Here is a 26,071-nt window from a genome sequence, read left to right on the forward strand (position 1 = left end):
GACCGACTCCCACTGACGCAACGGGGACCACCGACATGTCATCCACCCACCGGCGTTCCGCCGCGGCCTCGGCCGCCCTGCTCACCGTGCTGGCCCTGACCGCCACCGCCTGCGAGGACGACGCGGCCCCCAAGGCCGCGCCGCCGGCCGCCGCTCCGGCCTCGGCCGCCGCGTCCGGCAGTGCCAAGCCGGGCCTCAAGCTGCCGGACTCGCTGAAGGACCTGAAGAACTGGAGCGCGGACGACCTCGCCAACTGGGCCAAGGAGCACGGCTTCAAGCCCGAGGTGCTGAAGGGCTACTGGGACCAGGTCCGGATGGAGGCCGCCAAGGGCGTCAAGCCCAAGGAGGCCAACATCGCCGCCGCCAAGTCCCCGAGCCGCTCCGAGGTCCAGCTGCCGCCCGCCATCCCGGCGGCCGCGGAGAAGCACCCCTACAGCCCGGGCACCGCCGTGGTGGGCAAGATCTTCATGAGCGTCAGCCCCACCGCGGACGCCGAGTGCTCCGGCACGGTGGTCGCCGACCCGGCCCGCCCCGGCAGGAGCAACCTGGTCTGGACGGCCGCGCACTGCGTGCACGAGGGCAAGGGCGGCAGCTGGTTCAAGAAGATCAGCTTCGTCCCCTCGTACAACCGCGCCGGCGCCGCCAGCGGCGGCCGCAAGGCCACCCTCAGCCAGCTCGCGCCGTACGGCGTGTGGACCGTCGAGAGCGGGCTGACCGGCCCCGGCTGGAGCGAGGAGGGCGACGAACGGGGCGGCCCGGCCAGCCAGTACGACTTCGCCGTGGTCCGGGTGCGCAACGAGGACGGCGACGGCCGCTCGCTGGAGGAGACCATCGGCGGCTCGGTCCCGGTCTGGTTCAACGCCCCGGCCGACCAGGTCACCGCCGCCTCCGCCTACGGCTACCCGGCCGACGCGCCCTTCGACGGCCTGGAACTGGAACACTGCGACTCCCGGGTCAAGCTGACCCCGTACGTCTACGACGCGGCCCGGCCGCCGATGAACGCGATGGGCTGCACCATGACCGGCGGCGCCAGCGGCGGCGGCTGGTTCGCCCAGCGCGGCGGCAGGCCGGCCCTGATCAGCAACACCTCGGTCGGCAACGACGCCGGCACCTTCCTGGCCGGCCCCACCCTCGGCAGCGAGGCGGAGAAGGTCTTCACCTACGTCAGCAAGAACCAGTGACCGGCCGCACGAGGACCTGAGCGTGGCGACCTGAGCGCGGGGGCCCGGCCGCGAGGGGACCCGGCCCGGACACGCAAGGGGCCCGGCACCCCCGAGGGGGTCCGGGCCCGCGTGCGTCGCGCGTACGGAAGCGGAAGCGGCTCAGCGCCGGACGGCCACCGCGTAGCGCTCCAGCTCGGCGGCCAGCTCGGCCGCCACCTTGGCGTGCACCAGGGTGCCGTCGCCGGTGTGCTCGGTGGAGAGCAGCTCGCCCTCCGCGTGCACCCGCGAGACCAGGTCGCCCCGGGTGTACGGGACCAGCACCTGCACCTCGACGGCCGGGCGCGGCAGCTCGTCGTCGATCAGCTTGAGCAGCTCGTCCATGCCCTGCCCGGTGCGGGCCGACACCACCAGGGCGTGCGGCTCGCGGCGCAGCAGCCGCTGGAGCACCAGCGGGTCGGCGGCGTCCGCCTTGTTGATCACCACGATCTCCGGCACGTTCTGTGCCTCGACCGAGACGATCACCTCGCGCACCGCGGCCAGCTGGGTCTCCGGCTCGGGGTGCGAGCCGTCCACCACGTGCAGGATGAGGTCGGCGTCGGCGACCTCCTCCATGGTGGAGCGGAAGGCCTCGACCAGGTGGTGCGGCAGGTGCCGGACGAAGCCGACGGTGTCGGCCAGGGTGTAGACCCGGCCGCTCGGCGTCTGGGCCCGGCGCACGGTCGGGTCCAGGGTGGCGAACAGCGCGTTCTCCACCAGGACGCCCGCACCGGTGAGCCGGTTGAGCAGGGAGGACTTCCCGGCGTTGGTGTAACCCGCGATGGCGACGGAGGGGACGTGGTTGCGACGGCGCTCCTGGCGCTTGGTGTCGCGGCCCTTCTTCATCTCGGCGATCTCCTTGCGGAGCTTCGCCATCTTCTCGCGGATCCGGCGCCGGTCGGTCTCGATCTTGGTCTCACCGGGACCACGGGTGGCCATGCCGCCGCCCGAGGAGCCCGAGCCACCGCCACCCATCTGCCGGGACAGCGACTGACCCCAGCCGCGCAGACGCGGCAGCATGTACTGCATCTGTGCCAGCGAGACCTGCGCCTTGCCCTCCCGGGACTTGGCGTGCTGGGCGAAGATGTCCAGGATCAGCGCGGTCCGGTCGACCACCTTGACCTTGACCACGTCCTCCAGCTGGATCAGCTGGCCGGGGGTGAGCTCACCGTCGCAGACCACGGTGTCGGCGCCGGTGGCGGCGACGATGTCGGCCAGCTCCCGGGCCTTGCCGGAGCCGATGTAGGTGGCGGGGTCGGGCTTGTCGCGGCGCTGGATCACACCGTCGAGCACCTCGGAACCGGCCGTCTCGGCCAGGGCCGCGAGCTCGGCCAGCGAGTTCTCGGCCTCCTCGACCGTCCCGCTGGTCCAGACACCGACGAGCACCACGCGCTCCAGCCGCAGCTGGCGGTACTCGACCTCGGTGACGTCCTGGAGTTCGGTGGACAGGCCCACCACACGCCGCAGGGCGGCGCGCTCGGAGCGGTCGTACTGGTCGCCGTCGTAGGAACCGAGGTCCTCGTCGATCGCCGCGAGGTCCTCGTCCATCAGGGCGTCGGCCTTGATGTCGGTGAGTCGGCGGGAGCTGCCCGCCGGGGTGCGGCTGTCGAACGTGGAGGTCATCTCATCCTTTTGCTGGTCGGAGGCCGGCTGGATCCGCCCGATGGCGGACACACCAGGAGTCTGCCCCTTGACCGCTCGGAAAACCACCGAGGACGGGCTACCCCTGCGGACCGCGGGCCGCACCGGCACTACTGCTGCCTTGCGTCAACGCCGCGGACCGGCCGTGAATTCCCCACGATGGTCGCACGCCGGGCCCGCCGGGGTCATCCGGATTACCCCCGCCCGGCCGGTACACGTCGTACACGCCGGACACCCGCAGCATCGCCCGCATCACCGCCGGCAGCGCACCGGCCGCGGGCAGGACGACGGTGTAGCTGTGCCGGACCCGCAGCTCGGTCGGGGGCCCGACCTCGGCGGAGACGATGTCCACGCCCTCGGCGGAGATCACCCCGGTCAGGTCGGCGAGCAGCCGGGGATGGTTGAGCGCCTCGGCGTACAGCGTGGCGCGGTACCCGCCGGCCGGCTCGGCACCGGGGATCCAGGCCGTCTCCAGCCCCTCCCGGCCGGCCTCGCGCATCTGCCCGCCGACCTGGCAGCCGGCGCGGTGCACCGCGACCGCGCCGCCGCGGATCGCGAAGCCGGTGACCCGGTCCGGCGGTACCGGGGTGCAGCAGCGGGCGAGGCGGACCGGCCCACCCGGACGGCCCGCGACCGAGGCGGGCGGACCCGCGGGCCCGGCGGCGGGCCGGTCCGGCGAGACGGGCTGCCCGGCCGGCCGGCCGGCCTCCACCACCGGCGCGCCGGCCGGGTGGTCCGCCAGCCAGCGTTCGATGGCGAGCCGCGCCCCCGGGGTGCGGGTGTACTCCAGCCACCCGGCGTCCGGGCCGGAGGCGTCACCGCCGCCGGTCAGGACGGCGAGCACGTCGCCGTCGCGCAGCGGTGTGGACAGCGCGGTGAGCCGGCCGTTGACCCGGGCCCCGATACATCGGTGCCCGCTCTCCTCGCCGAGCAGGTACGCGGCGTCCACGCAGCTCGCCCCGGCGGGCAGTTGCAGGGTCCCGCCGGTCTCGGTGACGACGGTGATCTCCCGGTCGTCGGAGAGGTCGGCGGTCAGCGCCGACCAGAACGCGTCCGGGTCCGGGGCCTCCTGCTGCCAGTCGAGCAGCCGGCTGAGCCAGCCCGGTCGGGCCGGGTCGGTGCGGTCGGACTCCGGGTCGTCCGGGCCGCCCTGCGCCGGATCCGCCTGGTCCGGGTCGCCGAGCGCGACCACCCCGAACTCGGCCACCCGCTGCATCCGGCGGGTGCGCACCAGCACCTCGACCACCTCGCCGCCGGGCAGCGAGACCGCCGTGTGCAGCGCCTGGTAGAGGTTGAACCGGGGGGCGGCGATGAAGTCCTTGAACTCGCCGGGCAGCGGGGTCCAGCAGGTGTGCAGCTCGCCGAGGACGGCGTAGCAGTCGGCCTTCTCCTCGACCACCACCAGCAGCCGGCCGAGGTCGGAGGGGAGCAGTCCCTGCGGGCGGCCGTCCGGTCCCGCCACCGCGCTGCGGCCGAGCAGGACCCGGTGCGCCGAGACGTGGTGGCGCGGCCGGACGGTGACCGAGGCCGGCACCCCGGTCTCGGTCAGCTGCCGGGCGAGCGCCCGGGCGAAGGGTTCCAGGACGCCGTCCGGGCGGGCCCCGTGGGCGTCCAGCAGTGCGCCGGTGCGGGCGTACTCCTCCGGGTGGAGGGTGGCGAAGACGATGTCCTCCAGCTCGGCCTTGACCACCTGGATGCCGAGCCGGTCGGCGAGCGGGATCAGCACGTCCCGGGTGACCTTGGCGATCCGGACCTGGCTGGCGGGCTTCATGTGACGGATCGTCCGCATGTTGTGCAGCCGGTCGGCGAGCTTGATCACCATCACCCGGACGTCGTCGCCGGTGGCCACCAGCATCTTGCGGAAGGTCTCGGCCTCGGCGGCGGCGCCGAAGTCCACCTTCTCCAGCTTGGTGACGCCGTCGACCAGGTAGGCCACCTCGGGGCCGAAGTCGGCGCTGACCTGATCCAGCGTCACCTCGGTGTCCTCGACGGTGTCGTGCAGCAGCGAGGCGACCAGGGTGGTGGTCCCGGCGCCGAGTTGGGCGAGGATCATGGTGACGGCGAGCGGGTGGGTGATGAACGGCTCGCCGCTCTTGCGGGTCTGCCCGCGGTGGCTCTCCTCGGCCGTCCGGTAGGCGCGCCCGAGCAGGGCGAGGTCGGCCTGCGGATGGTGCACCCGGTGGGCCTGCACGATCGGCTCGATCGCGTCCGGGACCGGGCCCCGGCCGGTCGCCAGCAGGGCGGCGCGGCCGGCCCGGCCGAGTGCGGCCCGGCTGAGCCGGGGCAGCGGGCGCTTGGGCACGGTGTACGGGACGGCCCCGTGCTGGCCGGCTTCGATGGTCATCTGCACCTCCGGCAGCGATCACCGGAGCGAAGTCCGACCCGGTGGTCCATGCTACCGAGCACAGCACGTTCCGCGACCGCCTGCTCCCACTCCGTCAGCCGAATCACCCGATCAGGGGGATTCACGGACAACAGAACGGGGCAAAGCGGCCGCACTCCCCCTCGGCCCGCGGTGCGGCGTCCTCAGCTCGCCGGCAGGCCCAGCCAGGCCCGGTCCAGGGTGCCGGACGCGACGATCACGGCGGGACCGGTCATCTCGACCCGGCCGTCCGGGAACTCCTCGATCACCAGCCGGCCGCCCGGCACGTCCACGGTGTACGCGACCGGCTCGCCGGTGACGGCGGGGTCGGCGCCGTCCCGCCGGGCGGTGGCCACCGCGACGGCGCACGCGCCGGTGCCGCAGGACCTGGTCTCGCCGGAGCCCCGCTCGTGCACCCGCATCGCGACGTGCCGCGGGCCGCGGTCGACCACGAACTCGACGTTGACACCCTCCGGGTAGACCCCCTCCGGGCTGGTCAGCGGCGCGGTGTACAGCTCGCCCGCGTCGTCGAGGCCCGCCACGAAGGCGACCGCGTGCGGGTTGCCCATGTTGACGTTCAGGGCCGGCCAGCGGCGGGCGCCGACCGCGACCTCGATCCCGTCCGGCCCGGGCAGCGCGGCCCGGCCCATGTCCACGGTGACCTCGCCCGGGGTGCCGTCCGGCGCGTCCTCGGCCACCGAGACCTGCCGCACCCCGGCCCGGGTGGCGACCGCCAGCGGGCCCGGCTTCGCGAGGCCGGCCTGCACCAGGTAGCGGGCGAACACCCGCACGCCGTTGCCGCACATCTCGGCGATCGAGCCGTCCGAGTTGCGGTAGTCCATGAACCACTCGGCCCGGTCGGCCAGGTGTGCCGCGGCCGGGTCGGCGGCGGAGCGGACCACCCGCAGCATCCCGTCGCCGCCGATCCCGGCCCGCCGGTCGCAGACCAGCGCGACCTGCGCCGGGCCGAGGTCGAGCCGGCCGTCGAAGTCGGGGAGGATGACGAAGTCGTTCTGGGTGCCGTGGCCCTTGAGGAAGGGCAGGCCCGCCGGGGTGGAATCGCTCACGCCACGATCGTACTGATCCGGCCATCCGCGCGGGCGGTCGGTCCGGCCCACGGACGGCCGGGGCGGAACCGGGTCAGCCGCGGAGCTGGACCACGCGCCAGACCGCGAGGGCCACCGCGACGCAGGCCACCAGGGTGTAGACCAGGATCGCCCGCCAGCCGGCCCGTCGGCCGCTGCCGCGGCGCGGCACGCCCGGCCACTTGTAGCCGACCCGGCGGGCGGCCATCGCCCCCCAGCCGGTGGAGGCCGCTGTCAGCAGCAGGCCGAGCATCCCGATCATCGGGGAGGCGCTGTCGGGGCCGAAGGCGAGCGGGAAGGCGAACATCAGCGAGCCGAGGGTGGCCATCACCACGATCGGCAGCAGCTGCCACCAGCGCAGCCGGCGGCGCGGGCGGATCTCGCGTTCGTGCACCACGCCGGTGAGCTGGTCCAGGACGGGCAGGGCCACCGCGTACGAGGTGGTCGGCGCCACGAGCTCCGGCAGCTGGTCGTCGACGCGCTGGGCGTCGCCGGGCAGCTGCTCGGTCTCGGGGCCGGTACCGGTCGACACGCGGCCTCCCCCTGACGCTTCGACACGAGCTGACGGGCTCGCGGACGGTGGGGCCGAGCGGATGCGTCCGACCCCAGGTGCTACCGATGATGGCATGTCCAGGGTCGCCGACAGGACCTCGCGGGGGTCGTCGGGTGATCCGTGGCCAGGACGTGATCGGCCTGTAACCCCCGGTTCGCGACGATTCTGCGGCTGCCGGTGCACCTGCACGGGCCGATGGCCGAAAACCGTCCCCGGGAGGGCCGGGTCAGGCCGCCGGGTGATCCGCGATCAGCTCCAGCGAGCGCTCCAGCAGCGCCACCGGGTCGGTCCCGGCCGGCCGGGAGAGCCAGTGGATCCGGTCGTCCCGCCGGAACCAGGACTCCTGCCTGCGGGCGAACCGCCTGGTCGCCCGGACCGTCTCGGCCTTCGCCTCGTCCTCGGTGCACTCCCCCGCGAAGTGCGCCAGCACCTGCTGGTAGCCGAGCGCGCGGGCGGCCGTGCGGCCCTCGCGCAGACCGGCCAGCTCCAGGGCGCGCACCTCGTCGAGCAGCCCGGCCTGCCACATCCGGTCGACCCGCAGCCCGATCCGCTCGTCCAGTTCCGGACGCGGCACCTGGACGCCGATCTGCACCGCGTCGTACACGGCGGTGTGGCCGGGCAGGTTGGCGGTGAAGGGCAGCCCGGTGATCTCGATGACCTCCAGCGCGCGGACGATCCGGCGCCCGTTGCTCGGCAGGATCGCCGCCGCGGCGGGCGGGTCCAGCTCGGCCAGCCGCCGGTGCAGCAGGCCGGGGCCGTCCGCCTCCAGCTCGGCCTCCAGCCGGGCCCGCACGGCGGGGTCGGTGCCGGGGAACTCCATCTCGTCGATGGCCGCCCGGACGTACAGCCCCGAGCCGCCGACCAGGACGGGGGTGCGGCCGGCCGCCAGCAGCCGGTCGATCTCGGCCCGGGCCAGCCGCTGGTACTCGGCCACGCTCGCGGCCTCGGTGACGTCCCAGATGTCCAGCAGGTGGTGCGGGATGCCGCCGCGCTCCTCGACGGTCAGCTTCGCCGTGCCGATGTCCATGCCGCGGTAGAGCTGCATCGAGTCGGTGTTGATCACTTCGCCGCCGAGGCTGCGGGCGATGGCGACCGCCAGGTCGGACTTGCCGGCGGCGGTCGCGCCGACCACCGAGACGACGCGGGGCGGGAGCGGGTGGGTGCTGGTCACGGTTCCAAGTCTCGCAAAGGGCCGGGCCGGGCCGGCCACCGGTTCGGGTGTTTCAGATGCATATGGAGAGGTATGTGAGGTTTGCAGCGGCGGACGTCCGGGCAGGTCCCGGCGACGGATCAGGTGCGACGGCCTCGGACAGGGAGAGCGACATGGGTCTGATGGACAGCTTCAAGGGCAAGGCCGAGGAGCTCAAGGAGAAAGCCGGCGAGCTCGCGGGCAAGCACAACCAGAAGATCGACGAGATGGTCGACAAGACCGGCTCGGCGGTGGACAAGGCCACCAAGCACAAGTACAGCGACAAGATCGAGAACACCGCGTCCAAGGCCAAGCACGCCGTGGACGACTTCGCCGCCAAGCCGAAGGACTGAGTCGCCCCTCAGTGCCAGGAGGCGACGAAGTAGCCGACGCCGTAGGGCGCGTGGTCGTAGCTCAGCCGGCCGCGGAGGCCGGCGCCCTCGGCGGCGCCCGCCAGGACCTGCCAGGGGGCCCGGCCCTCGGCCAGCAGTTCGGCGGCGAGGCCGGCGTCGAGCGCGGCCAGCGCCTCGGTGTCGGCCGACCCCAGGGCCGCGGCCACCGCGGCGTCCCAGCCCTCGGCCCGCTCGTCCAGGTAGCCGGGCGCCTTGACCGAGCGGCAGGCGCTGCCGTCGCCCATCACCAGCAGGCCGACCCGGTCGGCGAGGTCCGCCAGACCCTTGCCGAGGCCCAGCAGCCGGTCGGGGGCGGTGTCGGAAGGCACCGCGCAGGCGTGCGTCGGCACGGTGGCACCGGACTGCTCCAGCAGCCAGGCACCGACGGTCAGCGCCGGCGTCAGCTCGCCCTCGCCGGGGCCGCCGAGCGGCAGCCGAGCGGCCAGCTCGACGCCGTACCGCTGGAAGGTGCCGACCCCGCCCTCGGTCCAGACCTCCGCCCGCGGGCCGGTCCCGACCACCACGATCAGCTCGGCACCGGACGCCAGCAGCTCGCCGACCGCCGCCCGGCAGGCCTCGCGGAGCGGTTCGAGCTCGGGGGCGGCCCCGGCGGCGACCACCGGGACGAGCAGCGGCGGACAGGGGCAGACGGCGGCGGCGACCAGCATGTCGATCACTCTAGCGGTGCCCGGCCGCACCGGCCGGGCACCGCCGGGAGCCGTTGCGCTCAGTCGCAGCCGCAGCCGCTGCCCGCCGGGGCGGGCGAGGGTGCGGGGACGCCGATGCTCGGCAGCCCGAGCATCACCCCGGCCGGCTTGGCGGCCGGGGCGGCCTGCCGCTTCTCCCAGGCGTCGCCCGCCCGGGTACGGCGCACGGCCAGCGTCGGGCCCTCGGCCAGCAGGTGGTGCGGGGCCGCGTAGGTGATCTCCACGGTGACCATGTCGCCCGGGCGGACCGGCTCGGCGGGCCGGGGGAAGTGCACCAGCCGGTTGTCGGGGGCCCGGCCGGAGAGCCGGTCGGTCCGGTCGTCCTTCTTGCCCTCGCCCTCGGCGACCAGGATCTCCAGCCGGCGGCCGACCTGCTTCTTGTTCTCCTCCCAGGAGATCTCCTCCTGGAGGGCGACCAGGCGCTCGTAGCGCTCCTGCACCACGGCCTTCGGGATCTGCCCGTCCATCTCGGCCGCGGGGGTGCCGGGCCGCTTGGAGTACTGGAAGGTGAAGGCGTTGGCGAACCGGGCCTGGCGGACCACGTGCAGGGTCTGCTCGAAGTCCTCGTCGGTCTCGCCGGGGAAGCCCACGATGATGTCGGTCGAGATGGCGGCGTCGGGCATCGCGGCGCGCACCTTCTCGATGATCCCGAGGAAACGCTCCTGCCGGTACGAGCGGCGCATCGCCTTGAGCACGGTGTCCGAACCGGACTGCAGCGGCATGTGCAGCTGGTGCATCACGTTCGGCGTCCCGGCCATCGCCGCGATCACGTCGTCGGTGAAGTCGCGCGGGTGCGGGGAGGTGAACCGGACCCGCTCCAGGCCCTCGATCTGCCCGCAGGCTCGCAGCAGCTTGGAGAACGCCTCGCGGTCGCCGAGGTCGGAGCCGTAGGAGTTGACGTTCTGGCCGAGCAGGGTGACCTCGACCACGCCCTCGGCGACCAGCGCCTCCACCTCGGCGAGGATGTCGCCGGGCCGGCGGTCCTCCTCCTTGCCGCGCAGCGCGGGGACGATGCAGAAGGTGCAGGTGTTGTTGCAGCCGACCGAGATCGCCACCCAGGCCGCGTACGCGGACTCGCGGCGGGTGGGCAGCGTGGAGGGGAAGGTCTCCAGCGACTCCAGGATCTCCACCTGGGCCTGCTGCTCGATCCTGGCCCGCTCCAGCAGGGCCGGCAGGTGGCCGATGTTGTGGGTGCCGAAGACCACGTCGACCCACGGCGCCTTGCGCACGATGGTGTCGCGGTCCTTCTGGGCCAGGCAGCCGCCGACGGCGATCTGCATGCCCCGGTGGCTCTGCTTGGCGGGAGCGAGCCGGCCGAGGTTGCCGTACAGCTTGTTGTCGGCGTTCTCGCGGACGGCACAGGTGTTGAAGACCACCAGGTCGGGATCGCCGTCCTGGTCGGCCTTGGCGTACCCCGCCTCCTCCAGCAGCCCGGACAGCCGCTCGGAGTCGTGGACGTTCATCTGGCAGCCGTACGTGACGACCTTGTAAGTTCGCAAGCTCTCCTCCATACCCACAACTGCAAGGGTAAGGGCACCGGCCGGGCCTCCCGTCCGGCCGCCGGGCCTGGCAGTATCCCTGCATGGCCGACACTCCGCTCCCCGCCCGACCGGGCGCCGCCGTGCGCGCCGCCCTCCGCAGCCGCCCGGTGCCGGTGGTGGTGGCGTTGCTGCTGGTGGTGGCCGCGGTGCTGACCGGCTGGCGGGTCTCCGACGCCGGCTCGGGCGGCCGGCCGCAGCGGGAGGCGGGCTTCGCCACCGGGGTCCCGCGCGGGGTCTACGACCTGTACGGGCAGCTGCTGCGCCGGTACGTCGGGGAGAGCGTCCCCGGCCTGCACCTGCGGCTGGACAACTCGCAGGGCTCGGTCGACAACCTGGAGCGGGTGGTGGCCGGCCGGGACGACTTCGCCATCGCCACCGCGGACGCGGTGACCTCCTTCGACAAGCCCGGCAAGCCCAAGCTGCGGGCCATCGCCCGGCTGTACGACGACTACCTCCAGCTGGTGGTCCCGGCCGGGTCCAAGGTGGAGCACGTCGCCGACCTGCGCGGGCTGCGGGTCGGGGTCGGCCAGGGCAAGTCCGGGGTGAACCTGGTCACCCGGCGGCTGCTGGGCGCGGCCGGGCTGGACCCGGACCACGACATCGTGCCGCTCGGCCTCGGCGTGGGCGACGCCGCCGACCAGCTCAGGGGCGGCCAGCTGGACGCGTTCTTCTGGTCCGGCGGACTGCCCACCGCGGCGCTGACCGACCTGGCCGGCCGCTTCCCGATCCGGATCGTGCCGCTGGCCGAGCTGGCCGAGCCGCTGCAGCGCCAGGAGGGCGGCGGGGCCGCCGCCTACCGGGCGGCCACCATCCCCGCCAACACCTACCCGGGCATCCGGCCGGCCGACACCCCGGTGCCCACCGTCGCCGTGCCCAACCTGCTGGTGACCAGGGACGACGTGGACCCGGCCCTGGTCCAGGGGGTGACCAGAGCGGTGATCGACAGCCGCGACACCATCGGCGCCCAGGTGCACGCGGCGCAGCTGGTGGACCTGCGGACCGCGGTCTACACCGACCCGCTGCCGCTGCACGAGGGCGCCCGCCGCTACTACACCTCGGTCAAACCCTGACGCCCGACGCGCCACCCGAAAGGCTCGACGAAGGCCTCGGCGGGCGTCTCAGCGGCCCGGACGCTGCCTGGGGACGGTGAGGGCGACCGTCAGCCCGGTCGGCTCGGCCGGTGCGAAGTCCAGCGAACCGCCGCCGGCCAGCAGCAGGGTGCGGGCGATGGACAGGCCGAGGCCGGAGCCGTCCACGTTCTGGTGCCGGGAACTGCGCCAGAAGCGGTCACCGATCCTGGCCAGCTCCTCCTCGGTGAGGCCGGGCCCGTGGTCGGTGACGCTCACCACCACCTCGCGTTTGTGCAGTTCGACGGCGACCGTGACCGCCGAGCCGGCGGGCGCGAACTTGAGCGCGTTGTCCAGCACGGCGTCCAGCGCGCTGCCGAAGCCGATCGGATCGGCCAGGCCGTGGGCGAGCGCCGGGGAGCGCCGCTCCAGGCTCAGACCGCGCTGCTCGGCGGTCGGGCGCCAGGCGTCGACCCGGGCCATCACCAGCCGGGTCAGGTCGACCGGCTCGGGTTCGGGCCTGGCGTGCTCGGCGGTGGCCAGGCCCAGCAGGTCGTCCAGCACCCGGGCCAGCCGGGTGCCCTCCTCGCGGACCGCGCCGAGTTCCGCGTCGTGTCCCTCCGGCAGCTCCAGGCCGAGCAGCTCGACCCGCAGCAGCAGCGCGGCCAGCGGGTTGCGCAGCTGGTGCGAGGCGTCCGCGACGAAGGCCCGCTGCTGGTCCATGGCCAGCACCACGTGGTCGGCCATCTCGTTGAACGAGCGGGCCAGCCGGCGCAGCTCCGGCGGTCCTCCGCTGGGCGCGACCCGGGCGTTCATCCGGCCGGTCGCGATGTCGTGGGTGGCCCGGTCGAGGGTGCGGACCGGGCGCAGCACCCAGCCGGTGAGCAGCACCGCGAACAGGATGGCCACGATCATGGCGAGCACCTCCCCGCCGGCGATCACCATCCACTTCTGCAGCACCCTGGCGCGCAGCGGCCCGGTGGGCGATTCGGTGATCACCACGGCGACCACGTCGCCGTCGCGGACCACCGGCAGTGCCACGGTGAGGGTGTCGTCCGAGTTCCACGGCCAGACCTGGCGCGGGTTGTGGCTGCGCCGCCCGTCCAGCGCCTCCTGGAAGGCCTCGGCGCCGGGACCGGTGGTGGCCTGCCAGCCGTGCGGGGCGACCGCGACGGCGTCGCCGTCGCGGTAGAAGATGCCGATCCTGATGCCGTACAGCTCGTGGTACCGGGTGACCTCGCCGTTCAGCGCGCTGAGCCGGCCGGTGTCGCCCGCCACCGGCTGGTAGTCACCCTTGATCGCGGTGTTGATGCCGCTGGACCGGCCAGGGGTGGGGAGGTCCTGGGCGAAACGGGCCGCGTCGTCGATCCGGTCGACCACCACCTCGCTCTGCTCGGAGGCCGCCGAGAGATAGCCCAGCGGCACCCCGAGGGCGGCCAGGACGGCCGCCATCAGGGTGAGCAGGATGCTGAGCAGGCGGGTGCGCACGTGGTGGTCAGCGCTCCGCTTCGCCGCGCCCGGCGGTGTCGGTGTCCGCGTCGGTGTCGACGGTCGGTCCGGCCTCGGCCGGGCCGTCGGCCGGCTGCTCGGGGATCAGCCGGTAGCCGACCCCGCGGACGGCCTCCACCAGGCCGGGCAGGCCGAGCTTGGTGCGCAGCGAACCGATGTGCACCTCCAGGGTCCGGCCGTTGCCCTCCCAGCCGCTGCGCCAGACCTCGCTGAAGATCTGCTCGCGCCGGTAGACCACGCCCGGGCTCTGGGCGAGCAGCGCGAGCAGGTCGAACTCCTTGCGGGTCAGCGGCACGTCCCGGCCCTGCACGCTGACCCGGCGGCGCTCGCGGTCGATCACCACCCCGCGGGCCTCCAGCGGCCCGCGCGGGGCCGCCTCCTGCGTCCCGTCCGCCGGTGCGGACGCGGCGGCCACCCCGCGGCGGGCCACGGCGTGGATCCGGGCCAGCAGCTCGCCCATGTCGTACGGCTTGGTGACGTAGTCGTCGGCGCCCAGGTTGAGGCCGTGGATGCGGGAGCGGATGTCGGCCCGGGCGGTCACCATGATCACCGGAACGCTGCTGGCGGCCCGGATCCGGCTGCACACCTCGAAGCCGTCCCGGTCGGGCAGGCCGAGGTCGAGCAGGACCACCCGGTAGGGGTCCTGGCCGTCGGGGACGAGGGCGTCCAGCGCCTCGTGCCCGCTGCGGGCGTGCCGGACCTGGAAGCCGTGCCGGCCCAGGACGGCGCTCAGCGCGGCGGCGACCCGGTCGTCGTCCTCGACCAGAAGCAGGCGCATCGCACTCCTCTCACTCGTTCCTTGCCCGCGTCCCGGCGGGAGCTGTCCGACGGGGGCTGTCCGCCGGGGTGACCGGCCGGTAGCCCGCGGGTGGCTGCCGCGGGACCGCGGCCCGGCCTTCACCGACCGGATCGCAGTATTCTCCGGCCCCGGTCCACCATTGTCACGGTGGTCTCGGCCACGCCCCCGTTCCGGCGGTGATCCACCGGGGCGGGAGCGGTCCCCCGCGACCGTCCCGCCGGGCCGGCGGACGGCACGGCGGACGGCACGCGGACGGCACGCGGACGGCACGGCGGACGGCGGGCCGCGGGTACCCGTCCGGCGGCGGGCCGGCCGCCCGCGCACCCGGCCGATCCGTCCGTCCCGTTCCCCGCCGGCCGGCCGCGGATCCGCCGTGACGGTGGGTGTGGCCGGATCGTGATGCTCAAGTTCCGCTCAGATCGGCTGACATGGCATCGTCGGCTTTCCTAAGGTCGCCCCACCGGGGGCCGCGGGCTCCGCCGGCTCCGGCCCCCGGTACCAAGCGCCGACCGGCCGTACCGGGACCACCGTCCCGGCACCGGCGGCGCAGCCCAAGGGAGTTCACCCCTGGGACCGGACACGAGGGAGCAAGGCGCGATGACCGAGAAGACTGTCACCGACTCCGTCACCGGGCCGGCTCCCCTGGTGGTGCTGAGCGGCGTCGACAAGCACTTCGGCGCGTTGCACGTGCTCCAGGACATCAACTTGGAGATCGCCCGCGGCGAGGTCGTGGTGCTGATCGGCCCTTCGGGCTCCGGCAAGTCGACGCTGTGCCGGACCATCAACCGGCTGGAGACCATCGACGCGGGCACCGTGCTGATCGACGGCCGTCCGCTGCCCGCCGAGGGCAAGGCGCTCGCCGAACTCCGGGCCGAGGTCGGCATGGTGTTCCAGAGCTTCAACCTGTTCGCGCACAAGACCGTGCTGGAGAACGTGGTCCTCGGCCAGGTCAAGGTCCGCAAGGTCAAGCGCCCCGAGGCCGAGGCGACCGCCCGCGAGCTGCTGGAGCGGGTCGGGGTCGGCGCGCAGGCGGACAAGTACCCCGCGCAGCTGTCCGGCGGCCAGCAGCAGCGGGTGGCGATCGCCCGCGCACTGGCCATGAAGCCCAAGGTGATGCTCTTCGACGAGCCCACCTCGGCCCTCGACCCGGAGATGGTCAACGAGGTGCTGGAGGTGATGCGTTCGCTCGCCGCCGAGGGCATGACGATGGTCGTGGTGACCCACGAGATGGGCTTCGCCCGCTCCGCCGCCAACCGGGTCCTGTTCATGGCGGACGGCCGCATCGTGGAGGAGAACACCCCGGAGGCGTTCTTCACCGCCCCCCGCACCGACCGGGCCAAGGACTTCCTGTCGAAGATCCTGCACCACTGAGTGGGCCACGTGATCTAGCGTCAGTGCCGACCCGGCACGGCGGACCGAAGGGGGACCGCCGCGCCCAGCGGAACTCTCCCGACCCCAGTGCCCGGTTGACCCGTGGCCAGATCCCAGGAGTACGAACCCTCATGAGGACCCGTCGCACCATCGCCGTCGCCCTGTCCGTGCTGACCCTGACGGCCGTCGCCGCCTGCGGCAAGGAGGGCTCGCCGAACGACGACGCGGCCGGCAGCGCCAAGCCGCAGCTGCCGACGTACACCGTGAAGTCCGACGTCAAGCTGGACGCCTCGCCCGCGTGGACCAAGGCCAAGAAGGCCGGCAAGATCACCATCGGCGCCAAGTCCGACCAGCCGTTCCTCGGCTTCGAGGACGTCCAGACCGGCACCCGCAGCGGTTTCGACATCGAGATCGCCAAGATGATCGCCGCCGACCTGGGCTTCGCCGAGAACCAGATCACCTGGCAGACGGTGGCCTCCGCCAACCGCGAGACCGCGATCTCCGGTGGCCAGGTCGACTTCTACGTCGGCACCTACAGCATCAACGACAAGCGCAAGGCGAGCGTCTCCTTCGCCGGCCCGTACTACATCGCCGGCCAGGACCTGCTGGTGCAGAAGGACAACACCTCCATCACCGGCCCGGAGAGCACCAAGGACAAGAACGTCTGCACAGTGACCGGCTCCACCTCGGTCGACCAGATCAAGAAGTACGGCGCCAAGGTCACCCAGTACGACTCGTACTCGCAGTGCGTGGACAAGCTCCTCACCGACGAGGTCGACGCGGTCACCACCGACGACTCGATCCTCAAGGGCTACGCCGCGAAGAACGCCGGCAAGCTCAAGGTGGTCGGCAAGACCTTCTCGACCGAGAACTACGGCGTCGGCCTCGGCAAGGACGACAAGGCGCTGCGCGACGCGATCAGCGACGCCCTGAAGGCCCACGAGGACAACGGCGACTGGAAGAAGGCCTACGACGCCACCCTCGGCCTCTCCGGCTCGGCCGCCCCGGCCGTCCCCGCGCTCGAGCGGTACTGATCCCACCCCGGCTCCCCGTCCCGGTGCCGGCCGGCGCCGGGGCGGGGAGCCGGGTCTTTCACGGGCCGGGTCCTCACGGACCTTCACGGGCTCGCCCGCCCGCCACGCGCCACCACGTAACCACCAATGAGAGGAGGGCCGCCGGTATGGGTGTTCTGTTCGAGGACGGGAACCTCGCGCTGTTCCGCGACGGCTTCCTGCGCACGGTCGAGCTCAGCGCGGTCAGCGCGGTGCTCGCCCTGCTGCTCGGCATAGTCCTGGCGGCCTTCCGGGTGTCCCCGGTGCCGGCCCTGCGGGTGTTCGGCACCGTCTGGGTCAACATCTTCCGCAACACCCCGCTGACCCTGCTGTTCTTCGCGGTCACCTTCGGGCTCCCGCGGCTGGACGTGCACCTCGACTCCTTCACCTTCGCGGTGATCGCGCTCAGCGCGTACACCGGCAGCTTCGTCTGCGAGGTGCTGCGGGCCGGCATCAACACCGTGCCGCTCGGCCAGGCCGAGGCCGCCCGCAGCCTGGGCATGGGCTTCGGCCAGACGCTCGGCCTGGTGATCCTGCCGCAGGCCGTCCGCTCGGTGATGTCCCCGATGAGCTCGATCTTCATCGCCCTGCCGAGGAACTCCGCGGTGGCCGGCGCGTTCAGCGTCGCCGAGCTCTACAACTGGCAACAGACGATGACCGACAAGGGGTACGCCATCTTCGGGATCTTCTTCTGGGTGGCGCTGGCGTACCTGTGCATCAGCTTCTCCGTCCAGCAGCTGTTCAGCTTCGCCGAGAAGCGGATGGCGGTGGCCCGATGAGCGCCGGTTCCGCCTCCGTCCTGTACGACGCGCCCGGCCCGCGGGCCCGGCTGCGCTACCGCGTCTTCGGGGTGCTCTCGGTCGTCGGGATCGCCGCGCTGCTCTGGTTCGCCTACTCCAGCCTGGCCGACGCCGGCCAGTTCTCGGCCGCGATGTGGTCGCCGTTCGAGTACGCCAGGGTCCAGCAGCGGATCGTCGACGGCATGCTGGAGACCCTGAAGGTCTTCGGCCTGTCCGCGCTGTTCTCGCTGGTCCTCGGCGCGCTGCTGGCGGCCGGCCGGCTCTCCGACCACCGGCCGGTGCGGGCCGTGGCCACCGCGGTCGTCCAGTTCTTCCGGGCGATGCCGCTGCTCATCATGATCTTCGCGCTGTACCGGGCGGTGTTCAGCGCCGATCCGTTCTGGGCCCTGGTGGTCGGCCTCAGCCTCTACAACGGGGCCGTCCAGGCGGAGATCATCCGCTCCGGCGTGAACGCCGTCCCGCGCGGGCAGGCCGAGGCCGCCTACGCGCTGGGCCTGCGCAAGACCTCGGTGATGATGACCATCCTGGTGCCGCAGGCCGTCCGGTCGATGCTGCCGGCCATCATCGGCCAGCTGGTGGTCACCCTCAAGGACACCTCGCTCGGCTACGTGATCACCTACAGCGAGCTGCTCTACGCCGGCAAGCTGATCGCCAGCAACACCTCCACCCCGGACGGCTACCCGTACATCCCGGTGGTCCTGGTGATCGGCCCGATCTACATCGCGATGTGCCTGGCGCTCACCGCGCTGGCCAAGTGGATCGAGGCGCGCGGCCGTCGCGGCACGAACCGGCGCACACCTGCCGCTGCTTGACGGACACCCGGGTGATCTGTTGCATTGCTCTTCGTGACACCACCCGGAGCCTCCCCAGCCCTGAGCACTGAAGCCGGGCCCCGTCGCGCCCGCCGCGCGGAGGTTTCGACGTGGACCCGGTGATCGTGGTCGGGGCCGGGCCGGTCGGCCTGGCCCTGGCCCTCGCCCTGGCCCGCAACGAGGTGCCCTCGATCGTGCTGGACGAGGGCGCCGGGCTGTGCCCGGAGAGCCCGCGCACCGTGGTGCTCGGCGGCGAGACCACCGCCTTCCTCGGACGGATCGGCTACTCCCGGGCCGAGTCGGACGCCGCCCGCTGGGAGGCGTTCACCATCTGGCGCCGCCGCTCCGAGGTGCTGCGGCTGCCCCTGGCCGACTCCCCGGTGCTGCACCTGGCCCAGCACCGCCTGCAGCGCGGTCTGCGGGACGCCGTCACCGCGACCCCGCTGATCCAGCTGGTACCGCACAGCCGGGTGGCCGAGCTGGAGCAGGACCGGGACGGTGTCGGCGTCCGCACCGAGCACACCCAGGACGGCACCCGCACCTGGTGGCGCGGCAGCCACCTGGTCGGGTGCGACGGCGCACGCTCCACCGTCCGCCGGCTGCTCAAGATCCGCTTTCCGGGGCGGCCGGCCGTCGACCGGCACGCGGTGGCGACCGTCCGGGTCGACCTGCCGTTCGCCGGCGAGGCCCGGCTGCACCGCGAACCCCCGTGGCGCGGCGACCGCGAGGCCTGCGCCCGCCCGCTGCCGGACGGCCTGTGGCGCCTGGACTGGCGGCTGCCCCCGGGCCGCCCGCAGCCCAGCGAACCCGTCGACCCGCACGCCACCTGGCCCGGCATCGTCACCGGCGACACCCTGCTCGCCCGGGTCAAGGCCACCCTCACCGGCTGGTGCGGCGAACTGCCCCGCTACGAGCTGCTCGCCGCCGCCGACCACACCGCACAGCAGCGGCTGGCCGCCCGGTTCCGCTCCGGCCGCTGCTTCCTGGCCGGCGACGCCGCCCACCTGCACGGCGCCCTCGGCATGCAGAACCTGACCGACGGACTGCGCGACGCCGACAACCTCGCCTGGCGGCTCGCCCTGGCCTGGCACCTGCACTCCGGCGGGCCGCAGCCCGGCGGCTCCCTGCTGGACGGGTACGAGACCGAGCGCCGCGGCGCGGTCGGCGCGCGGCTGCGCGCGGTCGACCAGACGATGCCGCTGCTGCGACCGCTGCGCGGCTGGCAGCAGACCCGCCGCTCGCTGCTCACCGGGTCCTTCCGCAAGCACGCGCCGCTGCTGGCGGACGGTCAGCTCGGCACCGGACGGTTCGGCGGCGCGCCCGCGTACCCGGCCGCGCCCTCCGGCGTACCCGGGCGGGTACCGGTGCAGCGGGGGCCCGGGCGGGGCACCTCGCTCACCGAGAGCCTGCCCGCTACCGCGCCCGGGGTGCTGGTGCCGGACCTGCCGGTGGTGACCATGGAAGGTACCCCCGACCAGCTCCGCTCGCGGCTCGGCGGCGGCTTCCTGCTGCTGCTGGTGGCGCCCGGGACGGCGGTCTGGGCGTCCCGGCACTGGCTGGGCGCGGGGCTGATGCCGCGGCTGGCGGAGGTCGCGACGGCGCTGCCGGTACCGGCCGAGGTGCTGGTCACCGAGCAGTACCCGGGCGCCGACCCGCACACCGTGCTGCTGGTCCGGCCCGACGGGCACCTGGTCGGCGCCACCCAGGGGTGCCGGGCCGACGCGCTGCTGGCCCTGGCCGACAACGCGCGGGGCGGCCCGGGGGCGCTGGCGGGCGCGGGGAGCTAGGGCGTGTTCACCGGGCGAACTCCGTCGCCCGGCTCTCCCGCACCACCGTGATCCTGATCTGCCCCGGGTACGTCAGCTCCTCCCGGACCTGCCGGGCCACCTCGCGGGCGATCACCTGCGCGCGCAGGTCGTCCACCACCTCCGGCTGGACCATCACCCGCACCTCGCGCCCCGCCTGCATCGCGAACACCTTCGACACCCCGTCGTGGCCGCGGGCGATCTCCTCCAGCCGCTCCAGCCGCCGCACGTACGTCTCCACCGACTCGCGCCGCGCCCCGGGCCGCCCGCCCGAGCAGGCGTCGGCCGCCTGCACCAGCACCGCCTCGACCGTTGCGGGGTCGACCTCGCCGTGGTGCGCTTCGATGGCGTGTACCACCTCCGGCGGTTCCCCGTGCCGTCGCGCGAACTCCGCACCGACCGCCGCGTGGCTGCCCACCACCTCGTGGCTGAGCGCCTTCCCGACGTCGTGCAGCAGCGCCGCGCGCCGTACCAGGCCCTCGTGCACCCCCAGTTCGGCGGCCATCGTCCCGGCCAGGTGGGCGGACTCGACCAGGTGCCCGAGGACGTTCTGCCCGTAGGAGGTCCGGTAGTGGAGCGTGCCGAGCGCCCGGACCAGTTCCGGGGCCATCTCGCCGATCCGGACGGCCAGCAGCGCGTCCTCACCGGCCCGCACGCACAGCCGCTCGATCTCGGTCCGGCTGCGCTCGTGGACCTCCTCGATCCGGGCGGGCTGGATGCGGCCGTCGCCGACCAGTGTCTCCAGGGTCAGCCGCGCGGCCTCCCGCCGGACCGGGTCGAAGCAGGAGAGCTGGACCACGCCCGGGGTGTCGTCGACCAGCAGGTTGACGCCGGTGACCGTCTCGAAGGCGCGGATGTTGCGCCCTTCACGGCCGATGATCCGGCCCTTCATGTCCTCGTTCGGCAGCCGGAAGACCGTGGTCACCGACTCGGCGGTCTGCTCCACGGCCAGCCGCTGGACGGAGGTCGCGATGATCTCCCGGGCCCGCAGTTCGCCTTCCGCCCTGGCCTGCCGCTCCAGCTCCCGGACGGTCACCGCGGCCTCGTGCCTGGCCTCGTCCTCGACCTCGTGGACCAGTTCCGCCTTGGCCTGGCGCGCCGTCAGCCCGGCTATCCGCTCGAGCGCCTGCCGGTGGCCGGTGTCGAGTTCCCGCAGCTCGGCCTGGGCGACGACCAGTTCGGCCGAGCGCGCAGCGAGCTCGTCCTCCTGCTGGTGCAGGCGCCGCAGCTCGGCGGCCAGCCGCTCCTCGCGCCGGTCCAGCTCCGCGCGGCGCTGGCGCAGCATCAGCCAGCCGGCCGCCAGGACCAGGCAGAGCGCCGCCGCGAGCACCAGGCCGGTCACCAGCATGACGGGCCCCGAACCGGCATCAGTCGCGATCGTCATCCGAGTCACTCCCCCGTCCCTGCGCACACTCTGCCGTGGCGGCGGTGAGGGAGTCGACCGGGGACCGCACGGGGCGGACGACTGTACGGAACCGACTCCGGCCGATGGCACGGCCCGGCGCACCGACGGGATGGTCGGAGTGATCCCTCACTGCTTGCGAGGCTAGGCGCAGGTTACGAAACGGTCAAGATGCGATCGAGAGTTGACTTCGGTGATCTGAGGTGACGTCACCATGCCCCGGAGTCGTCACCGCTGTCGTCGTCCTCACCGGCCCGGCCTGCACCACCGGCCCCGCCCTCGTCGGCCAGCGCCGCCAGCACGACTCGGAACGCCAGCCCCTCCGGGTAACCCCGCCGCGCGAGCATCGCGACCAGGCGACGGATCCTGGCCTGCCGGTCCAGTCCCCGGGTGGCCCGCAGCTTGCGGTCGACCAGTGCCCGGGCGGAGTCGGTCTCGTCCTCGGCCTCCACCTGGGCGACCGCCTGCTCGACCAGTTCCCCGGCCACCCCCTTGGTACGGAGTTCCTGGGCCAGCGCGCGCCGGCCGCGGCGGTCCTGCCGGGACTCGACCCAGGCGTTCGCGAACGCGCCGTCGTCGATCAGCCCGACCTCCTCGAAGCGGTCGAGCACCTGCTCGGCGATCTCCTCGGGGATCTCCTTGCGGCGCAGCGCGTCCCCGAGCTGCTTGCGGGTCTTCGCCGCCCCGGTCAGCAGCCGCAGGCAGATGTCCCGCGCCCGGGTCTCCGGGTCGGCCGACTCGGCATCGGGCGCCCCCGCTGGCCGGCCCCGCTCGCGCCGGTCCTCATGCTCGTCCCGCTCGTCGTGGTGGTCCCGCTCGCGCCGGCCGGACCCGCCTCCCGGACGCCCCGACCGGCCACGGCGCCCCGCCGGGCCGCCGTCGGCATCGGGCCCGTCCGCGTCCGCGGACGTGCCGGCCCGTGCCCGGCCTCGCGCCGTGGCCCGCACGCCCGCCGACCCGTCCGGCGACCCGTCGGCCGACTCCTCCTGGAGGGCGCTGCGCCGACGCCGGCGCCCGCCCGGCAACTGCGAGGCGGACACCAGCTCCGACAGATCCAGCTCCGGCACGGCCTCGCCGCCCGTTGAAGGCCGGTCCCCTGACCGGGCCGCGGATCGGGGCTCCGCCGGGGGTGCGGGCTCCGCGACGGCGGCGAACCAGTCGGGCGGTCCCCAGTCACCGGGCTCCTCGGAGCGGCCCGGTGACTGGTCCTCGGGGTGGTACGTCAACGGTTCAGGCCTTGGCCGCCGCCGTCTTCTTCGCCGCGGCCTTGGCCGGCGCGGCGGCGGGGGCGGCGGCCTCGGCAGCCGCCGGCGCACCGCCCTCGGCGTCGGCGGGGGTCTCGGTCTTCGGACCGATGCCCAGCTTGCCCTTGATCTTGGCCTCGATCTCGTCGGCGAGCTGCGGGTTGTCCCGCAGGAAGTTGCGGGCGTTCTCCTTGCCCTGGCCCAGCTGGTCGCCCTCGTAGGTGTACCAGGCGCCGGACTTGCGGATGAAGCCGTGCTCCACGCCCATGTCGATCAGGCCGCCCTCGCGGCTGATGCCGACGCCGTAGAGGATGTCGAACTCGGCCTGCTTGAACGGCGAGGCGACCTTGTTCTTGACCACCTTGACGCGGGTGCGGTTACCGACCGCCTCGGTGCCGTCCTTCAGCGTCTCGATCCGGCGGATGTCCAGGCGGACCGAGGCGTAGAACTTCAGCGCGCGGCCACCGGTCGTGGTCTCGGGCGAGCCGAACATCACGCCGATCTTCTCGCGGAGCTGGTTGATGAAGACGGCCGTGGTGTTCGACTGGTTGAGCGCACCGGCGATCTTGCGCAGCGCCTGGCTCATCAGCCGGGCCTGCAGACCGACGTGCGAGTCACCCATCTCGCCCTCGATCTCGGCCCGCGGCACGAGCGCCGCGACCGAGTCGATGATCACCAGGTCGATCGCGCCGGAGCGGATCAGCATGTCGGTGATCTCCAGCGCCTGCTCGCCGGTGTCCGGCTGGCTGACCAGCAGGGCGTCGGTGTCGACCCCGAGCTTGCGCGCGTACTCCGGGTCGAGCGCGTGCTCGGCGTCGACGAACGCGACGGTGCCGCCGAGCCGCTGGGCGTTGGCGGCCAGGTGCAGGGTCAGGGTGGTCTTGCCGGAGGACTCCGGGCCGTAGATCTCGACCACCCGGCCGCGCGGGATGCCGCCGACCCCGAGCGCGACGTCCAGCGCCGTGGATCCGGTCGGGATCACGTCGATCGGCGTGCGGGCCTGGTCGCCGAGGCGCATCACCGAGCCCTTGCCGAACTGCCGCTCGATCTGGGCGAGCGCGGTTTCAAGAGCCTTCTCGCGGTCCGTTGCTGCCATGGCTTCCACCCTCGGGTTCTGTGCTGTGCGCTTCATCGTCCTCGACGCTAGCGCGTCCCACTGACAATCGGCCCCGATCGGGCTCCGCCTGTGGAAAACTCGTCATGCCCGAGTATAGGGAACACCTGTTCGATTGCCGCGTTCCGCCCTACCTCTCCCCGCCGCCCACCCCCTGACCTGCGGATTCACCCTGCGACCCGAGGTCGCCCCCGCCCGCCGGCTCCTCCGTGTCCGGGGCCCCGACCATCCGCCGCAGCCGCCGGGCGGCCAGCCGACGGCGCTCCCGCCACGCCGTTCCCCGGTCGATCCGCGGATCGGTGGTCACCTCGTACCTCCGCACGTAGGTGCCGACGAAGCCCTGCAGGGTCGCGGCGGCCGGGATCGCGATCAGTGCGCCGACCGCGCCCAGCAGCGCCGCGCCCGCGATCACCGAGCCGAACGCGACGGCGGGGTGCACGTCCACCGTCCGCGCGGTGATCCTGGGGTGCAGCAGGTAGTTCTCGACCTGCTGGTAGACGATCACGAAGGCCAGCACCCAGAGCGCGTCCGACGGCTGCACGGTCAGCGCCACCAGCACCGGCAGCGCGCCCGCGATGTAGGTGCCGATGGTCGGCACGAACTGCGACATCACGCCGACCCAGACGCCCAGCGCCACCGCGTACGGCAGACCCAGGATCTGGAACATGATCCAGTGCGCGACGGTCGACACCAGCGCCAGCAGCGCCCTGGAGTACAGGTAGCCGCCGGTCTTCGCGAGCGCGATCTCCCAGGCCCGGAGCACCTCGCCCTGCTTGTCGGGCGGCAGCAGCGAACAGACCGTGCGGCGTACCCGGGGGCCGTCGGCGGTGAAGTAGAAGGTGAACAGCCCGACCGTGAAGGCCTGGAACAGCCCGCCGATCACGGTGCTGGAGACGCCCCAGGCGTTGTCGGCGGCCTGCTGGGCGTACTTCTCGATGGTGCCTGAGTCCTGCAGCACCTGGTGCTGGAGCTGGTCCAGCGACAGGTTCTGGTGGAAGGTCCGGTTGATCCACTCGATCAGATCGTCGAGCAGGTGCGGCAGCCGGCCCGCGACCTGGGTGACCTGGTCCACCAGCAGGGTGCCGAGTGCGGCCAGGAAACCCGCCACGGCGACCGCCAGGCCGATGAAGACCAGGAAGGTCCCGAGCCCCCGCCGCACCCCGCGGGCCGCCATCCGGTCCACCGCGGGTTCCATCGCGAGCGACAGGAAGAAGGACACCAGCAGCATCACGAACAGGTCGATCAGCTGGTGGAACGCCCAGTCGGCCAGTTTGAACAGCCCGGCCAGCACCAGCGCCAGCACCAGCGCCCGGGGCAGCCACCTGGGCATCGCCCCGCCGGTCAGCCGGGTGCGGCCGTCGGACGTCCGGGGCACCGGGGACCGGCGCGCGGGGGCGGGATCCGCGGCCTGCTGGGTCTGCTGGGTCTGCTGGGTCTCCGAGCTGCTCACCACCGGGCCAGTCTCACCCATCAACCGGGAGAAACCGGACGGATCGCTCACCCCGGGTGCGTCGGCCGGAGCTGTACACCCACCCGCGGGCCATACGCCCGGCAGTGGCCGTCAGCGCAGCAGCGCCGACACCCCCTGGGTCCGGCAGACGACCTTCCAGACGTCCTTGGCCTCCCAGCCGTCCGCCAGCGCCTGCCGGACGGTCCGTCCGCCGAGTTCGCTCATCAGGTGGTCCTGCGCGAACGACTCGGCGTAGGCCTCGCCGAAGTGCTCGTACATCCGTCGCCAGAACTCCGTCAGCCTCATGGCCCCAGTATCCCAAACCGGGCCACCGCCCGGTCAGGGCCGCCAGTCGGCGCGCTCCAGCGCGTACTCGACCTCGCCGTGTTCGGCCCCCTCGACGGGCTCGTCCCAGTCCTCGTGGAAGGTCCGCACCAGCCGCAGACCGGCCTTCTCCATGACCCGGCGCGAACCCCGGTTGACGGCCATGGTGACGGCGTGGACGCGCGCCACGCCGAGTGCGGTGAATCCGTGCCGGATCAGCGCCAGCGAACCCTCGGTCGCGTACCCCCGCCCCCACGCGGCCTGCCGCAGGCGGTACCCGAGTTCGACGTCCCGGCCCTGGTCCCGGCCGCCTTCCTGGCGCCCGTCCGGGCCCGGCGCCGGGTCCAGCCGGAACTCGAACCAGCCGAGGAACTCCCCGCCGGCGCGATCGATCGCGGCCCAGTGCCCGAACGAGGGGTTCCGCCGGTAGGTGTCGAGGTAGCCCGGCAGCACCTCCCGCTCCACCACCTCGCGGGGAACGGGCCGGCCACCGGTGAGGTACCGCATCACGGCGGGGTCGGAGTTCAGCTCCGTCAGCAGGTCGACGTCGGCGGCGGCACCGGTGAAGGGGCGTAGCACCAGCCGATCGGTCATCAGGTACGTGGACACCGCCCGATCCTGCCCCACCGGGCCCGGCCCCCGCCCCCCGTTTT

The 26,071-nt window shown here is 73.4% G+C and carries 23 protein-coding genes; 8 read left to right on the forward strand and 15 right to left on the reverse strand.

The window, feature by feature from the left end; translation table 11 throughout:
* Positions 1-35: 35 nt before the first annotated feature.
* On the forward strand, positions 36-1,181 hold the full coding sequence (locus AA75_RS07530) for a serine protease (RefSeq protein ID WP_033819019.1): 1,146 nt from the start codon (positions 36-38) through the stop codon (positions 1,179-1,181).
* Between the two features lie 141 nt (positions 1,182-1,322).
* On the opposite strand, the gene hflX is transcribed toward AA75_RS07530, so the two are convergent.
* The 5 genes from hflX to miaA all read right to left on the reverse strand — a co-directional run bounded on the left by hflX (position 1,323) and on the right by miaA (position 8,011).
* Positions 1,323-2,822, reverse strand: a complete 1,500-nt coding sequence (gene hflX / locus AA75_RS07535; RefSeq protein WP_033819020.1) for a GTPase HflX — start codon at positions 2,820-2,822, stop codon at positions 1,323-1,325.
* A 97-nt stretch (positions 2,823-2,919) separates the two neighbouring features.
* The gene (locus AA75_RS07540) at positions 2,920-5,184 is read right to left on the reverse strand and encodes a bifunctional (p)ppGpp synthetase/guanosine-3',5'-bis(diphosphate) 3'-pyrophosphohydrolase (protein WP_051811978.1); all 2,265 of its coding nucleotides are present in this window, start codon (positions 5,182-5,184) and stop codon (positions 2,920-2,922) included.
* 182 nt (positions 5,185-5,366) lie between these two features.
* Positions 5,367-6,269, reverse strand: a complete 903-nt coding sequence (gene dapF, locus AA75_RS07545) for a diaminopimelate epimerase (RefSeq protein ID WP_033819021.1) — start codon at positions 6,267-6,269, stop codon at positions 5,367-5,369.
* Positions 6,270-6,342: 73 nt separating this feature from the next.
* Positions 6,343-6,819 (reverse strand): hypothetical protein, encoded by a 477-nt coding sequence (locus tag AA75_RS07550; RefSeq protein ID WP_033819022.1) that lies wholly within the window; start codon positions 6,817-6,819, stop codon positions 6,343-6,345.
* 247 nt (positions 6,820-7,066) lie between these two features.
* Positions 7,067-8,011: a tRNA (adenosine(37)-N6)-dimethylallyltransferase MiaA gene (miaA, locus tag AA75_RS07555; RefSeq protein WP_033819023.1), complete on the reverse strand. Its 945-nt coding sequence runs from the start codon at positions 8,009-8,011 to the stop codon at positions 7,067-7,069.
* A gap of 152 nt (positions 8,012-8,163) precedes the next feature.
* On the opposite strand from miaA, the gene AA75_RS07560 reads away from it, so the two are divergent.
* Entirely contained in the window at positions 8,164-8,382 is a 219-nt protein-coding gene (locus tag AA75_RS07560; protein ID WP_033819024.1) for an antitoxin, read from the forward strand.
* Positions 8,383-8,390: 8 nt separating this feature from the next.
* Here AA75_RS07560 and AA75_RS07565 read toward each other — a convergent pair whose 3' ends face one another.
* Positions 8,391-9,089, reverse strand: a complete 699-nt coding sequence (locus AA75_RS07565) for a class III extradiol dioxygenase subunit B-like domain-containing protein (protein WP_033819047.1) — start codon at positions 9,087-9,089, stop codon at positions 8,391-8,393.
* A 59-nt stretch (positions 9,090-9,148) separates the two neighbouring features.
* Positions 9,149-10,639 carry a tRNA (N6-isopentenyl adenosine(37)-C2)-methylthiotransferase MiaB gene (miaB, locus tag AA75_RS07570; protein WP_149037999.1) on the reverse strand — a complete coding sequence of 497 codons (1,491 nt, stop codon included), beginning with the start codon at positions 10,637-10,639 and terminating at the stop codon, positions 9,149-9,151.
* 71 nt (positions 10,640-10,710) lie between these two features.
* Between miaB and AA75_RS07575 the strand changes: the two genes are divergently transcribed.
* Entirely contained in the window at positions 10,711-11,739 is a 1,029-nt protein-coding gene (locus AA75_RS07575) for a TAXI family TRAP transporter solute-binding subunit (RefSeq protein WP_033819026.1), read from the forward strand.
* Between the two features lie 48 nt (positions 11,740-11,787).
* On the opposite strand, the gene AA75_RS07580 is transcribed toward AA75_RS07575, so the two are convergent.
* Both AA75_RS07580 and AA75_RS07585 read right to left on the reverse strand, forming a co-directional pair.
* Positions 11,788-13,224 carry a HAMP domain-containing sensor histidine kinase gene (locus tag AA75_RS07580; RefSeq protein ID WP_033819027.1) on the reverse strand — a complete coding sequence of 479 codons (1,437 nt, stop codon included), beginning with the start codon at positions 13,222-13,224 and terminating at the stop codon, positions 11,788-11,790.
* A gap of 7 nt (positions 13,225-13,231) precedes the next feature.
* The gene (locus tag AA75_RS07585; RefSeq protein ID WP_051811979.1) at positions 13,232-14,023 is read right to left on the reverse strand and encodes a response regulator transcription factor; all 792 of its coding nucleotides are present in this window, start codon (positions 14,021-14,023) and stop codon (positions 13,232-13,234) included.
* 663 nt (positions 14,024-14,686) lie between these two features.
* Between AA75_RS07585 and AA75_RS07590 the strand changes: the two genes are divergently transcribed.
* The 5 genes from AA75_RS07590 (at position 14,687) to AA75_RS07610 (ending at position 19,866) form a co-directional block, all read left to right on the forward strand.
* Positions 14,687-15,415: an amino acid ABC transporter ATP-binding protein gene (locus AA75_RS07590; protein WP_233288957.1), complete on the forward strand. Its 729-nt coding sequence runs from the start codon at positions 14,687-14,689 to the stop codon at positions 15,413-15,415.
* Between the two features lie 131 nt (positions 15,416-15,546).
* A complete protein-coding gene (locus tag AA75_RS07595; protein ID WP_033819029.1) occupies positions 15,547-16,449 on the forward strand; it encodes a glutamate ABC transporter substrate-binding protein in 903 nt (300 codons plus the stop codon).
* Positions 16,450-16,595: 146 nt separating this feature from the next.
* Positions 16,596-17,246 (forward strand): amino acid ABC transporter permease, encoded by a 651-nt coding sequence (locus AA75_RS07600; protein ID WP_033819030.1) that lies wholly within the window; start codon positions 16,596-16,598, stop codon positions 17,244-17,246.
* On the forward strand, positions 17,243-18,079 hold the full coding sequence (locus AA75_RS07605; RefSeq protein WP_033819031.1) for an amino acid ABC transporter permease: 837 nt from the start codon (positions 17,243-17,245) through the stop codon (positions 18,077-18,079). Before AA75_RS07600 ends, AA75_RS07605 begins: the two co-directional genes overlap by 4 nt.
* A 110-nt stretch (positions 18,080-18,189) precedes the next feature.
* Positions 18,190-19,866 carry an FAD-dependent monooxygenase gene (locus AA75_RS07610; protein WP_033819032.1) on the forward strand — a complete coding sequence of 559 codons (1,677 nt, stop codon included), beginning with the start codon at positions 18,190-18,192 and terminating at the stop codon, positions 19,864-19,866.
* Between the two features lie 7 nt (positions 19,867-19,873).
* On the opposite strand, the gene rny is transcribed toward AA75_RS07610, so the two are convergent.
* The 6 genes from rny to AA75_RS07640 all read right to left on the reverse strand — a co-directional run bounded on the left by rny (position 19,874) and on the right by AA75_RS07640 (position 26,027).
* The gene (gene rny, locus AA75_RS07615) at positions 19,874-21,268 is read right to left on the reverse strand and encodes a ribonuclease Y (protein ID WP_033819033.1); all 1,395 of its coding nucleotides are present in this window, start codon (positions 21,266-21,268) and stop codon (positions 19,874-19,876) included.
* Between the two features lie 227 nt (positions 21,269-21,495).
* Positions 21,496-22,512 (reverse strand): regulatory protein RecX, encoded by a 1,017-nt coding sequence (locus AA75_RS07620; protein WP_233288954.1) that lies wholly within the window; start codon positions 22,510-22,512, stop codon positions 21,496-21,498.
* A gap of 4 nt (positions 22,513-22,516) precedes the next feature.
* Positions 22,517-23,626, reverse strand: a complete 1,110-nt coding sequence (gene recA / locus AA75_RS07625; protein WP_033819034.1) for a recombinase RecA — start codon at positions 23,624-23,626, stop codon at positions 22,517-22,519.
* 148 nt (positions 23,627-23,774) lie between these two features.
* Positions 23,775-24,974, reverse strand: coding sequence for an AI-2E family transporter (locus AA75_RS07630; protein ID WP_033819050.1), 1,200 nt, complete (start codon positions 24,972-24,974; stop codon positions 23,775-23,777).
* 231 nt (positions 24,975-25,205) lie between these two features.
* A complete protein-coding gene (locus AA75_RS07635; protein ID WP_033819035.1) occupies positions 25,206-25,400 on the reverse strand; it encodes a DUF3046 domain-containing protein in 195 nt (64 codons plus the stop codon).
* Positions 25,401-25,433: 33 nt separating this feature from the next.
* On the reverse strand, positions 25,434-26,027 hold the full coding sequence (locus AA75_RS07640) for a GNAT family N-acetyltransferase (RefSeq protein WP_149038000.1): 594 nt from the start codon (positions 26,025-26,027) through the stop codon (positions 25,434-25,436).
* Positions 26,028-26,071 lie beyond the last annotated feature (44 nt).

Origin of the sequence: Kitasatospora sp. MBT63 (genome assembly GCF_000710465.2) — a bacterium.
Lineage (GTDB): Bacteria > Actinomycetota > Actinomycetes > Streptomycetales > Streptomycetaceae > Kitasatospora.

Excerpts from the sequence above, each read along its gene's own strand:
- AA75_RS07560 (WP_033819024.1), top strand. The coding sequence starts at position 8,164 with ATGGGTCTGATGGACAGCTTCAAGGGCAAGGCCGAGGAGCTCAAGGAG.
- AA75_RS07600 (WP_033819030.1), top strand. The coding sequence starts at position 16,596 with ATGGGTGTTCTGTTCGAGGACGGGAACCTCGCGCTGTTCCGCGACGGC.
- miaB (WP_149037999.1), bottom strand. The coding sequence starts at position 10,639 with ATGGAGGAGAGCTTGCGAACTTACAAGGTCGTCACGTACGGCTGCCAG.
- AA75_RS07540 (WP_051811978.1), bottom strand. The coding sequence starts at position 5,184 with ATGACCATCGAAGCCGGCCAGCACGGGGCCGTCCCGTACACCGTGCCC.
- AA75_RS07565 (WP_033819047.1), bottom strand. The coding sequence starts at position 9,089 with ATGCTGGTCGCCGCCGCCGTCTGCCCCTGTCCGCCGCTGCTCGTCCCG.
- AA75_RS07605 (WP_033819031.1), top strand. The coding sequence starts at position 17,243 with ATGAGCGCCGGTTCCGCCTCCGTCCTGTACGACGCGCCCGGCCCGCGG.
- AA75_RS07585 (WP_051811979.1), bottom strand. The coding sequence starts at position 14,023 with ATGCGCCTGCTTCTGGTCGAGGACGACGACCGGGTCGCCGCCGCGCTG.
- AA75_RS07595 (WP_033819029.1), top strand. The coding sequence starts at position 15,547 with ATGAGGACCCGTCGCACCATCGCCGTCGCCCTGTCCGTGCTGACCCTG.
- hflX (WP_033819020.1), bottom strand. The coding sequence starts at position 2,822 with ATGACCTCCACGTTCGACAGCCGCACCCCGGCGGGCAGCTCCCGCCGA.
- recA (WP_033819034.1), bottom strand. The coding sequence starts at position 23,626 with ATGGCAGCAACGGACCGCGAGAAGGCTCTTGAAACCGCGCTCGCCCAG.
- AA75_RS07635 (WP_033819035.1), bottom strand. The coding sequence starts at position 25,400 with ATGAGGCTGACGGAGTTCTGGCGACGGATGTACGAGCACTTCGGCGAG.
- rny (WP_033819033.1), bottom strand. The coding sequence starts at position 21,268 with ATGACGATCGCGACTGATGCCGGTTCGGGGCCCGTCATGCTGGTGACC.
- AA75_RS07530 (WP_033819019.1), top strand. The coding sequence starts at position 36 with ATGTCATCCACCCACCGGCGTTCCGCCGCGGCCTCGGCCGCCCTGCTC.
- AA75_RS07630 (WP_033819050.1), bottom strand. The coding sequence starts at position 24,974 with ATGCCCAGGTGGCTGCCCCGGGCGCTGGTGCTGGCGCTGGTGCTGGCC.
- AA75_RS07575 (WP_033819026.1), top strand. The coding sequence starts at position 10,711 with ATGGCCGACACTCCGCTCCCCGCCCGACCGGGCGCCGCCGTGCGCGCC.